Annotated in this window: 13 protein-coding genes; 9 read left to right on the top strand and 4 right to left on the bottom strand. The window is 72.2% G+C overall.

The window, feature by feature from the left end:
• Positions 1 to 39: 39 nt before the first annotated feature.
• Positions 40 to 768, bottom strand: coding sequence for a DUF6082 family protein (locus ACFXJ5_RS04770; RefSeq protein WP_384626854.1), 729 nt, complete (start codon positions 766 to 768; stop codon positions 40 to 42).
• A gap of 254 nt (positions 769 to 1,022) precedes the next feature.
• Between ACFXJ5_RS04770 and ACFXJ5_RS04765 the strand changes: the two genes are divergently transcribed.
• The gene (locus ACFXJ5_RS04765; RefSeq protein ID WP_384626851.1) at positions 1,023 to 2,240 is read left to right on the top strand and encodes a cytochrome P450; all 1,218 of its coding nucleotides are present in this window, start codon (positions 1,023 to 1,025) and stop codon (positions 2,238 to 2,240) included.
• Here ACFXJ5_RS04765 and ACFXJ5_RS04760 read toward each other — a convergent pair.
• Complete coding sequence (locus ACFXJ5_RS04760) at positions 2,230 to 2,376, bottom strand: hypothetical protein (protein ID WP_384626849.1); 147 nt, start codon at positions 2,374 to 2,376, stop codon at positions 2,230 to 2,232. The two genes, ACFXJ5_RS04765 and ACFXJ5_RS04760, sit on opposite strands and share 11 nt — an antisense overlap.
• Here ACFXJ5_RS04760 and ACFXJ5_RS04755 point away from each other — a divergent pair.
• Entirely contained in the window at positions 2,344 to 2,574 is a 231-nt protein-coding gene (locus ACFXJ5_RS04755; protein WP_384626846.1) for a hypothetical protein, read from the top strand. The genes ACFXJ5_RS04760 and ACFXJ5_RS04755 overlap by 33 nt on opposite strands.
• A 13-nt stretch (positions 2,575 to 2,587) precedes the next feature.
• Here the strand turns inward: ACFXJ5_RS04755 and ACFXJ5_RS04750 are convergent, their stop codons facing one another.
• On the bottom strand, positions 2,588 to 3,403 hold the full coding sequence (locus ACFXJ5_RS04750) for a diacylglycerol kinase family protein (protein ID WP_384626844.1): 816 nt from the start codon (positions 3,401 to 3,403) through the stop codon (positions 2,588 to 2,590).
• A 138-nt stretch (positions 3,404 to 3,541) separates the two neighbouring features.
• Between ACFXJ5_RS04750 and ACFXJ5_RS04745 the strand changes: the two genes are divergently transcribed.
• From ACFXJ5_RS04745 to ACFXJ5_RS04730, 4 genes are all read left to right on the top strand, one after another.
• Positions 3,542 to 4,825, top strand: a complete 1,284-nt coding sequence (locus ACFXJ5_RS04745; RefSeq protein WP_384626841.1) for an adenylosuccinate synthase — start codon at positions 3,542 to 3,544, stop codon at positions 4,823 to 4,825.
• A gap of 159 nt (positions 4,826 to 4,984) precedes the next feature.
• Positions 4,985 to 6,343 carry an aspartate aminotransferase family protein gene (locus ACFXJ5_RS04740; RefSeq protein WP_384626839.1) on the top strand — a complete coding sequence of 453 codons (1,359 nt, stop codon included), beginning with the start codon at positions 4,985 to 4,987 and terminating at the stop codon, positions 6,341 to 6,343.
• A gap of 119 nt (positions 6,344 to 6,462) precedes the next feature.
• Positions 6,463 to 7,137: a GntR family transcriptional regulator gene (locus ACFXJ5_RS04735; protein ID WP_384626838.1), complete on the top strand. Its 675-nt coding sequence runs from the start codon at positions 6,463 to 6,465 to the stop codon at positions 7,135 to 7,137.
• A 69-nt stretch (positions 7,138 to 7,206) separates the two neighbouring features.
• Complete coding sequence (locus ACFXJ5_RS04730) at positions 7,207 to 7,863, top strand: hypothetical protein (RefSeq protein ID WP_384626836.1); 657 nt, start codon at positions 7,207 to 7,209, stop codon at positions 7,861 to 7,863.
• Between the two features lie 4 nt (positions 7,864 to 7,867).
• Here the strand turns inward: ACFXJ5_RS04730 and ACFXJ5_RS04725 are convergent, their stop codons facing one another.
• Entirely contained in the window at positions 7,868 to 8,599 is a 732-nt protein-coding gene (locus ACFXJ5_RS04725; RefSeq protein WP_384626833.1) for an SLATT domain-containing protein, read from the bottom strand.
• 233 nt (positions 8,600 to 8,832) lie between these two features.
• Between ACFXJ5_RS04725 and purD the strand changes: the two genes are divergently transcribed.
• The 3 genes from purD (at position 8,833) to ACFXJ5_RS04710 (ending at position 13,755) form a co-directional block, all read left to right on the top strand.
• On the top strand, positions 8,833 to 10,155 hold the full coding sequence (gene purD / locus ACFXJ5_RS04720; protein ID WP_384626830.1) for a phosphoribosylamine--glycine ligase: 1,323 nt from the start codon (positions 8,833 to 8,835) through the stop codon (positions 10,153 to 10,155).
• A gap of 204 nt (positions 10,156 to 10,359) precedes the next feature.
• Entirely contained in the window at positions 10,360 to 12,126 is a 1,767-nt protein-coding gene (locus tag ACFXJ5_RS04715) for a hypothetical protein (protein WP_384626827.1), read from the top strand.
• A 138-nt stretch (positions 12,127 to 12,264) separates the two neighbouring features.
• Positions 12,265 to 13,755 carry a N,N-dimethylformamidase beta subunit family domain-containing protein gene (locus tag ACFXJ5_RS04710; protein WP_384626825.1) on the top strand — a complete coding sequence of 497 codons (1,491 nt, stop codon included), beginning with the start codon at positions 12,265 to 12,267 and terminating at the stop codon, positions 13,753 to 13,755.
• The last annotated feature ends 112 nt before the right edge of the window (positions 13,756 to 13,867 follow it).

The following is a 13,867-nucleotide window of genomic DNA, read 5'->3' as shown; positions in this document are numbered from 1 at the left end:
ATCCGCGACAGGCGTGACTCCTGTGAGGGACGTGACCGGCTAGCCGGTGGGCTCGTCCACCACGTGGAGATCCGGCGTCAGTGCGGCGATCTGCATCACGGCTTCGTCGACCAGCGTGGCAAACCGATGTTCCTGCGAGCCCGGCTCCAGCTCGTCACGCATCGCCCGCGCGGCGGCCCAGTACTCCCGGAATACGGGCGTAGCGGCGATAGACCTCATGTGTCCCAGCGCTTCGCGGTCCGAGAGGGTCCCCAGACTGTGCCCCAGCAAAAGATGGGCGTAGATGAGATTGGCGTACGAGTACTGGCGGCTTCGTTTGAAGGAGAGGCCGGGTGCCAGGGGTGGCCACACCTCCGCCAGATCCGGGTCGTCGATACTCATCTTGAGCAACTGCATGTGCAGTCCGCGCAGCTCCGCCTCCGCGCTGCGGTGCAGCTCACCCGCCGATCGCCGCATCTCTTCCCGCTGTAGCTCGAGTTCGATCCGCTGCAGGCGCATCTCCTCCCTTTGCAGCTCAAGCTCCTGCCGTTGAAGCGATGTCTCCTCCCGCTGCAGCCGTAACGTCTTCGCCATGAGGAAGAGCACCAGCACCGCGCTGGAGGAGGCGACCGCGCCGTACGCCTGCCCGGCGTTGCCGCTCCCCTGGCTGCGCAGGTCCGGAACGAGGGTCATGGCGATGCTCATCAGTACACAAACCGCCGTGGCCAGTAGGCCAAGGCCGAGGAATCGTAAGGCGCGCTCTGCGCGTCGTCGGTCGATCGCACTCATGGGTCCACCTCCGCACCGCCCCGGGTGGTGCGCGACGCCACGCCCGTGGTGATGGCCTGTAGGGGCGGTTGACGGAGAGGGGGCTCCGGTCGCCGCCGGTAGGGGTTCTCCCCGCGATGGGCGGTGGGCCGGCCCATGCGTTGGTGCGTGCTGTAGCGGTGATGCCCGGTGCGGGGGCGGCACAACCGCCCGGAGGGGGCGTAGAGGGGGCGTAGTCGCGCAGCTCAGGGGTACGCCGGATACCCTCCGGGAGCATGAGCACAGCTGCACCCGCTTTCGACCCGTGGTCGCCGGAGTTCGTGGCCAATCCGTATCCGGCGTATGCCGCGCTGCGCGCGACGGGCCGCGCGCATTGGTTCGAGCCGAGCCGGCAGTGGCTCATTCCGCATTACGAAGACGTGAGCGCACTGCTGCGGGACCGCCGCCTGGGGCGGACCTATCTGCACCGGTTCACGCACGAGGAGTTCGGACGGACCGCACCGCCGCCCGAGCACGAGCCGTTCCACACGCTCAACGGCAACGGGCTGCTGGACCTCGAGGCGCCGGACCACACCCGGATCCGGCGGCTGGTCTCGAAGGCGTTCACGCCGCGCACCGTGGAGCGGCTCGCGCCGACCGTGCAGCGGCTGGCGGACGAGCTGGTCGGGGAGCTGCTCGCGGACGGCGGGGGCGATCTGATCGCGAAGGTGGCGGAGCCGCTGCCGGTGGCGGTGATCGCGGAGATGCTGGGGATACCGCTTGCGGACCGGCACCTGCTGCGGCCGTGGTCGGCGGACATCGTGGGCATGTTCGAGCTCAACCCGACGGAGGAGACCGCCCGCCGGGCCGTCCAGGCGAGCCTGGACTTCTCGGCGTATCTGCGGGGCCTCATCGCGGAGCGGCGCACCAAGCCGGGGGAGGACCTGATCAGCGCGCTGATCGCCGCCCATGACGAGGGCGACCGGCTGAGCGAGCAGGAGATGATCTCGACCTGCGTGCTGCTGCTGAACGCCGGTCACGAGGCCACCGTCAACACCACCGGGAACGGCTGGTGGGCGCTGTTCCGCAATCCCGGTCAGCTCGAAGCGCTCCAGGCCGCGCCCGACGCGCTGCTGCCGAGCGCCGTCGAGGAGCTGATGCGGTACGACACGCCGCTGCAGATGTTCGAGCGGTGGGTGCTGGACGACATCGAGATCGGCGGCACGGTCATCCCGCGGGGGAGCGAGGTGGCGCTGCTCTTCGGTTCGGCGAACCGCGATCCCGCGCGCTTCGACCAGCCCGACGAGCTGCGGCTGGCCCGTCCGGAGAACCCGCACGTCACCTTTGGCGCCGGCATCCACTTCTGCCTGGGCGCCCCGCTGGCCCGGATCGAACTCGCCGCGTCCTTCGGCAGCTTGCTGCGCCGGGCGCCCGGCCTCCAGCTGGTCTCCGAGCCGGAGTGGAGCCCCGGTTATGTCATCCGTGGTCTGAAGTCCCTCCCCGTCACGCTGTGAGGTCCCGGCGCCGCAGGGCGGTGCTCCAGCTCGCCACGGCCAGCTTCGGCACCGCGCCGTACAGCAGCATCGCCACCGACGCGACCAGCCAGACCGCCGGGAGTTGGACCAGCGCGGCGCCGGCGAGCCGCCACACCAGTGGTACGAGACCTTCAGCCGCCGCGACCAGGTCCTCGTCCGCTGGGAGAACACCCTTCGCGCCGGAATCGAGGCCCTGGGGCCCGACACGCCGGCCGGGCAGCGGATAGCGGAGACCGCGGCTTTCTTCGAGTTCCTGCAGAAGGAGCTGGTCGGCATGATGGACCGCTGGCGCGAGCACAAGGCCACGCTCTGAGCCCTGCCGGGCCTCAGCGCGGCACCGTCAGCCGCCACGCCGCCGGCTGCAGGGTCCACGTACGCGTACGCACCGGCCCGGTCACCGAGGCGTCCGCCCGGTAGCGGAAGTCGCGCCCCGAGACGGTGACGGTGCGGGCCTGCACCGAGACCGGTCCGCCGTTGGAACCGCGGACCAGCACCTCGGCGAGTCCGGACTTGGCGGTGCGTACGGAGATCTCCTGGAGCGGGTGGTCGAGGTCGGCGAGGACGACGCCGTCCGCCTCGACCCTCAGCCGCTGCGGCTGCCCGTTCGCCACCAGCGACCGCACCAGATAGCGCGCCGCCCGCGCCGCCCGCTCCACAGGCGTCCAGCCCAGTGCCGTCGGGGAGACCGCGAAGCCGCCGCAGGGGATCCGCAGTGCGCCGACCACGATTCCGCCGCTGTCGTCGACCAGCAGATCCAGCTCCCGCTCGGCCCCGTCGAGCACCGCCCGTGCCGCGGGCACCGCCCCGACGGGCACACCCAGAGCGCGAGCCAGCGCCAGCGCCGACCGCTGCCCGACCGGCACCAGGGCCACCGGGCCCTGCCCGAGGGTCCGCTCGCGGTGCAGTGCGCGCAGTGCCCGCAGCAGCGCCCCGTCGTCGCCGACCACGACCGGCCGCCGCCTTCCCCGGTGGGCCAGCGCCCGGTCAACCTCCTCGGCCGAATCGGGCAGAGCGATCTTTACGGAGGATGAGCCGGCGCACAGGACATCCTTTGCGATGCGTACGGATTCGCCGTCCATGGCACGGGCGGCCGGGTCGATGACCACGAGCAGCGGATGTCCCGCCGGTCGCTGAGCCGACACCTTGGTCCTTCCTCAGGTAATATCTCGGTGCAAGAGCCCCTTGCGCTGTCTTGCGCCAGGGGCTTCGTCTATTCCGGGGCACCGGTTCGACGGCTCTCTGCACGTTGGACATGCCCCGCCCGGAAGGGGTGTACGCCTGTGCCCGCACTTGTGCTGCTCGGTGCTCAGTGGGGTGACGAGGGCAAGGGGAAGGCCACCGACCTGCTCGGTGGCTCAGTGGACTATGTGGTGCGTTACCAGGGCGGCAACAACGCCGGCCACACCGTCGTCGTCGGCGACCAGAAGTACGCGCTGCATCTCCTCCCCTCCGGAATCCTGTCGCCGGGGTGCACCCCGGTCATCGGAAACGGTGTCGTCATCGACCCGGCGGTCCTGCTCTCCGAGCTGAGCGGACTCAACGAGCGTGGCATCGACACGTCCAAGCTCCTGATCAGCGGCAACGCTCACCTGATCACTCCGTATCACCAGACCATCGACAAGGTGACGGAGCGCTTCCTCGGCAAGCGCAAGATCGGCACGACCGGGCGCGGTATCGGCCCCGCCTACGCCGACAAGATCAACCGTGTCGGCATCCGGGTCCAGGACCTCTTCGACGAGTCGATCCTGCGCCAGAAGGTCGACGCCGCCCTCGCCGACAAGAACCAGGTGCTGGTCAAGCTCTTCAACCGGCGCGCGATCAGCGCCGACCAGGTCGTCGAGGAGTACCTCGGCTACGCGGAGCAGATCAAGGACTACGTCGCCGACACCACCCTGCTGCTCAACCAGGCACTGGAGCAGGACAAGGTCGTCCTCCTGGAGGGCGGCCAGGGCACCCTGCTGGACGTCGACCACGGCACGTATCCCTTCGTCACCTCCTCCAACCCGACCGCCGGCGGTGCCTGCACCGGCTCCGGCATCGGCCCGACGAAGATCACCCGGGTCATCGGCATCCTCAAGGCCTACACCACCCGTGTCGGCGCCGGCCCGTTCCCGACGGAGCTGCTCGACGAGGACGGCGAGGCCCTGCGCCGCATCGGCGGCGAGCGCGGTGTGACCACCGGCCGTGACCGGCGCTGCGGCTGGTTCGACGCGGTCATCGCGCGTTACGCGACCCGGGTCAACGGCCTCACCGACTTCTTCCTCACCAAGCTCGACGTCCTCACCGGCTGGGAGCAGATCCCGGTCTGCGTCGCGTACGAGATCGACGGCGAGCGGGTCGAGGAGCTGCCGTACAGCCAGACCGACTTCCACCACGCCACGCCGGTCTACGAGTACCTGCCGGGCTGGTCGGAGGACATCAGCAAGGCGCAGACCTTCGCCGACCTGCCGAAGAACGCGCAGGCGTACGTGAAGGCGCTGGAGGAGATGTCGGGCGCGCCGATCTCGGCGATCGGGGTCGGCCCCGGCCGCACCGAGACCATCGAGATCAACTCCTTCCTGTAGGCCCTGCGGTCAGGTAGGCCCTGCGGTCAGGTAGGCGCCGCGGTTAGGACCGCACTCCATGGCGCTCGCCGCTTACACCGACACTGTGTCGGCGTGAGTGGCGAGCGCCATACAAGGTGACGGTGCCGCCGCTGTGGCCGATTCCTTAGCCTGGGGCTCATGACCCCTCCTCACGCTGACCCCGAGACCGGCGCCGCCGTCAAGGCCGCCGACCGCGCCCACGTCTTCCACTCCTGGTCCGCGCAGGCGGTCATCGACCCGCTCGCGGTGGCCGGCGCCGACGGCTCGTACTTCTGGGACTACGACGGCAACCGCTATCTGGACTTCTCGTCCCAGCTGGTGAACACCAACATCGGGCATCAGCACCCCAAGGTCGTCGCCGCGATCCAGGAGCAGGCGGCCAGGCTCTGCACCATCGCGCCCGGCTTCGCCGTGGACGTACGGTCCGAGGCGGCCCGGCTGATCGCCGAGCACACCCCCGGCGACCTCAACAAGATCTTCTTCACCAACGGCGGCGCCGAGGCGGTCGAGAACGCCATCCGCATGGCGCGCCTGCACACCGGCCGCCACAAGGTGCTGAGCACCTACCGCTCGTACCACGGCGCCACCTCCGCCGCGATCAACCTCACCGGCGACCCGCGCCGCTGGGCCTCCGACAGCGGCTCGGCCGGCGTCGTCCACTTCTGGGGCCCGTACCTCTACCGTTCGGCCTTCCACGCCGAGACCGAGGAGCAGGAGCGCGACCGCGCGCTGGCCCACCTCGAGCAGCTGATCGCCTTCGAGGGCCCGCAGACCATCGCGGCGATCATCCTGGAGACCGTCCCCGGCACCGCCGGGATCATGGTCCCGCCGGCCGGTTATCTCGCGGGCGTCCGCGAGATCTGCGACCGCTACGGCATCGTCTTCATCCTCGACGAGGTCATGGCCGGCTTCGGCCGCACCGGCAGGTGGTTCGCCGCCGACCACTGGGGCGTCACCCCGGACCTGATGACCTTCGCCAAGGGCGTCAACTCCGGCTACGTACCGCTGGGCGGTGTCGCGATCAGCGAGGAGATCGCCGCGACCTTCGCCACCCGCCCCTACCCCGGCGGCCTCACCTACTCCGGGCACCCGCTGGCCTGCGCCTCCGCCGTCGCGACGATCAAGGCGATGCGCGAGGAGGGCATCGTCGAGAACGCGGCCCGCATCGGCGAGCAGGTCATCGGCCCCGCGCTGCGCGAGATCGCCGAGCGCCACCCGTCGGTCGGCGAGGTGCGCGGCCTCGGCGTCTTCTGGGCGCTGGACCTGGTCAAGAGCAAGGAGACCCGCGAGCCCCTGGTGCCCTACAACGCGGCGGGCGCGGACAACGCCCCCATCGCCGAGTTCGCGGCGGCCTGCAAGCGCGGCGGCCTGTGGCCCTTCGTGAACATGAACCGTACGCACGTCGTCCCGCCCTGCACCGTCACCGAGGCCGAGGCCAAGGAAGGCCTCGCGGCGCTGGACGAGGCGCTCGCGGTGGCCGACGCGCACACGGTGTGACCGCTCGACTCCGCTCCGCCTGAGCTTTACCGCGCGTAACGCTTTGCCGTGGCCCTCGCCTAAGGTGGGCGAGGGCCACCCCCGCGTTACGTACGAGCACAGGTCCAGGAGGAGCGCGCATGCCGGACACCACGCCGGTCAGACGAAGCAGTCTGCGGCAGCAGATCGCCGACGCGCTGCGCGACGAGGTGCTCACCGGCAGACTCCAGGCGGGCCGCCACTTCACGGTCAAGGAGATCGCCGAGCTGTACGGGGTCTCCGCCACCCCCGTCCGCGAGGCGCTGGTCGACCTCGCCGCACAGGGCCTGCTCGACCTGGAGCAGCACCGCGGCTTCCAGGTCCGCCGCTTCACCTACGACGAGTTCCGGTCGATGGTCGCGGCCCGCATCTTCGTCGCCGAAGGCATCTTCCGTCGGGTGACCGAGCGGGGCCCGATCGACATGGATCCCGCCGCGCTCGCCTCCGTACGCCGCCGCGCCGAATCGGCCGCCCGCGCCGCGCGCGCCGGGGAACTGGACATCCTCATCGGCCACGACCTGCGCTTCTGGAGGGAGATCATGGCGCTGGCCGGCAATGCGCACGTCGGTGAGTTCCTGGACCGCCTGCGCACCCACACCTGGATATACACGGTGCCCTTACTGCGCAGGGAACGGTCGCTCGCCGGAGTGTGCTGGTCCGACCACAGCGAGCTTGCCGCCGCCGTCGCCGACCGTGACGCGGTCACCGCCCACCGCATCGTCGAGGCGTACGACGACCACGCGCTCGCACTCGTGGACAAGCTCGCACGCCCCTGACGGACAGCGCCCGGCGCACTACGCTGTCCCGCACTGGCTGGATGACGGACGGACCTTGGAGCGACGCCTGTGGCCTGTGACTTGTGGCTGGTTCCCCTCGTGGATGTGCTCTGCCACAGCCCGGAAAACCCATTCGCCGAGGAAATCGCCCGCTACGACAAGGCCTTGAGCGAGGCCGGACTGCCGCCCGTGCCCGTCTACAGCTACATGCCCGGGCTTTCGGGGGACGTGGCGCCCGTCGCCGGCTTCGACTACGACGCGTTGCACTTCCTGCGGCGCGCGTATCTGCTGCACCTGCAAGGGCTTGAGGTCACCCCGGTCGACGAACTCGGCGGCGACTACGAGCAGCTGCTGGAGATGTTCGAGGCCACGGCCCAGCAGTCGCACCTCGTCTGGCACTACGACCACGCCGGCGGGTACGTACCGCTCGACTTCCCGCAGCCCGTCGTCAGCGACGAACTCCTCGACGGCGGCGGCCCGCTGGGCTCCTCGCACGGCCTGATGCGCGAACTCGACCTGGTCGCCCCGGTCATCGGCATCGACCCGCTCAACCCCCCTGCCCCGCCCGCGCCCCCGGGCCGCCCCACGGAGCTGGAGGAGCCCGCGCCCCAGCCGTACGGCTTCGTCGACGAGAGCCCCTTCGCCCGGGAACGCCACGTCTGGCTCGGCCTGCACGCCGCGGCGACGCGGTCGCTGGGGCAGGGCTCGATGATCGTCTTCAGCTAGGGCCCTAGCTGGCGCGGGGTCCTTCCGGCGGGCGCTGGCGGGGCATGTTCGGCCGCCCGCCGGGCAGCAGCGGAAACCGCCCGACGGGTGCGCCGCCCTCCGCGCGGTGCCCCCAGCCGCCCGCCAGGGACTGCGTACGCAGCTGGGGGCTCCCGGCGTGGAAGTCCACCATCCAGTCGGCGGTCTCCGTACGTACGAGTTCCGACACGTCGTCGCTGAAGCGCCGCAGCACGCCGAGGCAGCGCTCCGCCGCCTCGGCGGCGGTCCCCTCGGTGGGGCCGAGCACCTCCCGTACGGACTCCGAGGCCCAGTCGAAGCGCAGCGCGTCCAGGCGGCGCTGCACGGCCTGCGCGGTCGCCACGTCCCGCATCCACCCGGCCGTCAGCCCGAACGCGCGGTCCAGGCCCACGCAGATCGCCGCGCCCAGCAGCGCGACCACCGCGCCCCTGAGCTGTCCGGTGAGCGCCAGCACGGCGCCCGCGGCGGTGCCCAGCGCCGCACCGAGCCGCAGCGCGCGGGCCCAGCGGCGCTTCCAGACGCGGTCCCTGAGATACCAGTCGGCGGTGCGCAGCGCGCCCTCCTCCGCCCACCGGTACAGCTCCTCCAGCCGCTCCGCCGGCTCGCCCCAGTCCCCCAGCGGGAAGGGCATCGCCCGCAGATCCTCCCGCCGCTGCCTCTCCGGTTGCCGCTCCGGTTCCCTCGGGGCTTCCTCGGGATACATGTCCGGCTGGCTCACTGCGCGCTCCCTCGCATCCCGGCGGACCTCCCGACGGATCGGCCCCCTTCTTACCGCCGAACGGCTGACCATGCAGGCCCGATCCCTGAATTTCCCCTCGTACGTGGCCCGTGATCAGGTATACGCCACGGTGTACCCCACCCGAACGAGTGACCCCGGTTCCGGGCACGTTTTGGCCACCGGACCGCCGGACGGCGTCCGGCGCCGGAAGGGCTTGCGGTTAGTCTGGGCGCGTGAAGGTCCTTGTCATCGGCGGCGGAGCCCGCGAACACGCCCTGTGCCGTGCGTTGTCCCTCGATCCCGACGTGAGCTCGCTGCACTGCGCGCCCGGCAACGCCGGGATCGCCGAGGCGGCGGAGCTGCACCCCGTCGACCCGCTGGACGGCGCGGCGGTGGCCGACCTGGCCGTCGGCCTGGAGGCCGAGCTGGTCATCGTCGGCCCGGAGGCCCCGCTCGTGGTGGGCGTGGCAGACGCGGTGAGGGCGCGGGGCATCGACTGCTTCGGCCCGTCGCGCGAGGCGGCGCAGCTGGAGGGGTCGAAGGCGTTCGCCAAGGACGTGATGGCGGCCGCGGGCGTGCCCACGGCCCGCAGCTACGTATGCACGACCCCCGCCGAGGTGGACGCGGCGCTGGACGCCTTCGGCGCGCCGTACGTGGTCAAGGACGACGGGCTCGCCGCAGGCAAGGGCGTCGTCGTGACGGACGATCTCGAGGCGGCCCGCGCGCATGCGAATGCCTGCGAGCGCGTCGTGATCGAGGAGTTCCTGGACGGCCCGGAGGTCTCGCTCTTCGCGGTGACCGACGGCGAGACCGTGGTCCCCCTCCAGCCGGCCCAGGACTTCAAGCGGGCGCTGGACGCCGACCAGGGCCCGAACACCGGTGGCATGGGCGCGTACAGCCCCCTCCCGTGGGCGGACCCGAAGCTGGTGGACGAGGTCGAGCGGACCATCCTGCAGCCGACCGTGGACGAGCTGCGCCGGCGCGGGACGCCGTTCTCCGGGCTGCTCTACGCGGGCCTGGCGATCACCTCGCGCGGCGTGCGGGTGATCGAGTTCAACGCGCGCTTCGGCGACCCGGAGACCCAGGTGGTGCTGGCCCGGCTGAAGACCCCGCTGGCCCGCCTGCTGCGGGCCGCCGCGAACGGCAGCCTCGCCACGTTCCCCACGCTGCGCTGGAGCGAGGGCTCGGCGGTGACCGTCGTGATCGCCTCGCACAACTACCCGGACACCCCCCGCACCGGCGACCCGATCAGCGGCCTGGACGAGGTCGCGGAGAAGGACGAGCACGCCTACGTCCTTCACGCGGGCACGAAGCTCGACGCCGAGGGCCGGATCGTCAGCGCGGGCGGCCGGGTCCTGTCGGTGACCGCGACCGGCGCGGACCTGGGCAGGGCGCGGGAGCGGGCGTACCGCGCGGTGGAGCGGATCACGCTGGACGGCTCGCACCACCGCACGGACATCGCGGCGAAGGCGGCCGCGGAAGCCGAGCGGGCAGCCGCGGAAACGGCCGCGGAAACGGCCTCGGAAACAGCCGCGGAACCCGCCCCGGACGCCTGATCGATTCTTCTGGCCGATCCCCCGGCCGAGCACCTGATCGGCTTTGACCAAAGCCACTCCATAGGGTGATGGCTCGGCCATATGGCTGACTATGACCGGTTGCCCAACTAGGGTTCCCGGCAGGTGCACAGCCCCACTGCGGCAACTGGCCGTACGGACATTGCGGTGTCAGTGGGCGGTGCGACAGTGGGGACATGCACAGGCATGCAGCGCGTCGGCTTGGGGGTGAGCAGCGCATTGGCCGGAGAAGCAGGTGAGGGATTCGCGCGGGCCCGCGCGATGTCGGTGCTGCGGATCCGTGGCACCGCATTGGCGGTCGCCCTGCTGCCCGCCGCCGTCGCGGTGGTGCTGCTGGTGGGCGGCGCGACCGGCCGCATCGTCGGCGACACCTCGCACACGGTCCGCTGGACGGTGGTCGGCGGCGCCCTCGTCGTGCTGCTGCTGGCGGGCGCCGTCGCGGCCGTGATCGTACGGGCCAGGCCCGCCGTCAGCCCCACCGTCCCGGTCGCCGAATCCGCCGCGCCCGATCTCTACCGCATGGTGCGGGACCTGGCCGTACGCCTCCAGGTTCCGGCGCCCTCCGGCATAGAGCTGACGCCCGACTGCGACAGCTGGCTGGAGGACCGTACGCACCGCCTCAGGCGCCGCCGGACGGCCGGCGGCGAGCCGACGGCGCCGGTCCTGGTCGTCGGGTCGCCCTTCATGTGGTGGATGCGGGTCGCCGAACTGCGCGCCCTGCTCGCGCCGGTCGTGGCCGGCACCGGCCCCTCCGCCGATCCGGACATAGCCGCGGCCCGCCGCTTCGTACGGGGCCTGGACGCGGCCGTGGCGATCAGCGCCCAGTCCTCCGGTAAGTGGAGCACGCGCCGCCTAGCCTTCCCCGCGTACGCCTTCCTGGGCTGGGTCGCCCGGCTGCTGCTGCGCGGCTGCCGGGCGCACGCCGCCGAGATGGAGCGGGCGGTGGCCGCCTCGGCCTCCGAGCGGGCGCAGGCGGTCGACTACGGACTGCGGATCGTGGCCCAGGAGCAGGTCGGCCTGGCCTACGCGGGCTGGGACCGGCTGCTGACCAGGGTCGCGCTGCCCGCCTGGCGGATGGGCCGCTGGCCGTCCCGGCTGGACGCCGGGGTGGTGGCCGCGCTCACCGAGCTGTCCCGCCGCGACCGGCTCGCGGAGGGCTTCGAGTCCCGGCTCGGCGAACGCCCGGCCTGCGACCTGCTCGAGGAGCCCGGCACCGTGGACGAGGCCGCCTCGCTGCTCGCCGCCCGGCTCTTCCACGCCGGCGCGCAGAAGCCGGGGCCCGACTGGTCACCGGTCGGCTGGGACACGTATCCGGAGGAGGTCGTGGACCGGATCTGGCGTGGCGACGCCGCCCGGCTCGTCTCCGTACTGGACGAGGTGCGCGGCCCGGTCGTCCGCGCCTCGGCCCCCGAACCGGCCGTCGACACCGCCCCGGCGCCGGAGCGGCTGCTGATGGGCGGACAGGCGCCGCGCGCCGCCAGGCCGCCCGCGGCCGAGGCGACCGACGAACGCCCCCTGGCCTCGCTGGAGGAACCCCCGGGCCGGGCCACGCTCGCCCGGGTCCTCGACCGCCTCGCCGCCGGGGGCAGTGAGGAGCTGGCCGCCCGCATCACCGGGCACGTCGCCCGCGAGGAGGCCGCGGCCCGCCGCATATCCGGCGCCCCCGACCCCGCCGCGACGACACCGGTCTACGAGCTCCTTCCGCCCCGCACGGGCCGGGAGCTGCTCACCGACCACGTCACCGCCATGGTCTGTTGCGCCGCCGTCGACACCGCCGGCGCCGCCCCCGGCCTGGACTGGCTCGACGGCCCGACGCTGCTGGTCAACGGCGCCCGCCGGGCCGACCTGGCCTGGCCGGTGCTGCGCCTCGTGGAGAACGGCGACGCGGCCCCGCTGCGCTCGTGGCTCGCGGCGGTCGGCGTCCGCCTGGAGAAGCCGGTCCGCCTCGTCTGACGGCTGGGCCCCGCCGTGTTGACCGATTTTGGCTTCAATTCGCCACGAACAGTAACGGCATGAGTGCTTTATGTGATGTGCTGGGTCCAGAACGCAACACCACCACCTCGGGGGACGCGGGACGAGGAGGGGAACGCCGTGGGGACGGAGAAAGTCCGCCGGTGGCAGTCGGGTGCGCTGGCTCACGGGGTCACCGACCCCTTCGGACAGGGCCCGGTGCCCTGGCTGCGCGGCACGACCGAGTACCTGGACGACGACACCGGTCAGGTCGTCCCCTGGTATGTCGACCTCGCCGCCAGCAGCGGCGAGACCGTCCCCCACCCCCGCAAGAGCCCCGGCCCCCGCTCCTCGGACGACGTACGCCGCCAGATCAAGGGCTTCGCCTCCGCCGGGGCGGTCGCCCCCGGCGAGGCCATCGACTTCCGCGTCACCGTCGACCCGCCGCAGCAGTTCAGCATCGACATCTACCGAATCGGCCATTACGGCGGCGACGGCGCCGCCCAGGTGACCACCAGCCCCCGCCTCTCCGGCATCGTCCAGCCCGCGCCCCTCGCCGCCGGGCGTACGGTCTCGTGCCATCACTGGTGGCAGTCCTGGCGGCTCCAGGTCCCCGCGTACTGGAAGACTGGCGCGTACGTCGCCGTGCTCACCACCGACGACGGCTACCGCAGCCACGTCCCCTTCACCGTCCGCGACGACCGGCCGGCGGATCTGCTCCTGCTGCTCCCCGACGTCACCTGGCAGGCCTACAACCTCTACCCCGAGGACGGCCGCACCGGCGCCAGCCTCTACCACGCCTGGGACGACCACGGCCGCCTCCTCGGCGAGGAGGACGCCGCCGTCACCGTCTCCTTCGACCGTCCCTACGCGGGCGCCGGCCTGCCCCTCCACGTCGGCCACGCCTACGACTTCATCCGCTGGGCCGAGCGCTACGGATACGACCTCGCCTACGCCGACGCCCGCGATCTGCACGCCGGCCGCGTCGACCCCGCCCGCTACCGGGGCCTGGTCTTCCCCGGCCACGACGAGTACTGGTCCGTGCCCATGCGCCGCGCCGTCGAGGCCGCCCGCGACCGGGGCACCTCGCTGGTCTTCCTCTCCGCCAACACCATGTACTGGCAGGTCGACCTCGGCCCCTCCGCCGCCGGCGAACCCGACCGCCTCCTCAGCTGCCGCAAGCGCCGCTCCGACCCGCGCGGCCGCACCGCACTCTGGCGCGACCTCGGCGAGCCCGAGCAGCTCCTCCTCGGCCTCCAGTACGCCGGCCGGGTCCCCGAGCCGTCCCCCCTCGTCGTCCGCAACGCCGACCACTGGCTCTGGGAGGCCACCGGCGCCGCCGAGGGCGACGAGATCCCCGGCCTCGTCGCCGGCGAGGCGGACCGTTACTTCCCCCGCACGCCACTCCCTCCCACCCAGAACCGCATCCTCCTGGCCCACTCCCCGTACGAGGACGCCACCGGCCGCCCCCGCCACCAGGAGACGTCCCTCTACCAGGCCCCCAGCGGCGCCTACGTCTTCGCCTCCGGCACCTTCGCCTGGTCCCCCGCCCTCGACCGCCCCGGCCACGTCGACCCCCGCATCCAGCGCGCGACCGCCAATCTGCTCGACCGCATCAGCAAGCACGGCTGACGCGGGGCGGGGGCCCGCGGGACCCCCCCGCCCCCCCCGCCCCCCCCGACAACAGACACAGGAGGGTGACCCCCCACACGGGGGGCACCAAGTCCGGGTTAGACGACAATCC

This window comes from Streptomyces sp. NPDC059373, assembly GCF_042751495.1.
In the GTDB taxonomy this organism is placed as follows: Bacteria; Actinomycetota; Actinomycetes; order Streptomycetales; family Streptomycetaceae; genus Actinacidiphila.
This window is presented reverse-complemented; position numbering and strand designations above follow the sequence as displayed.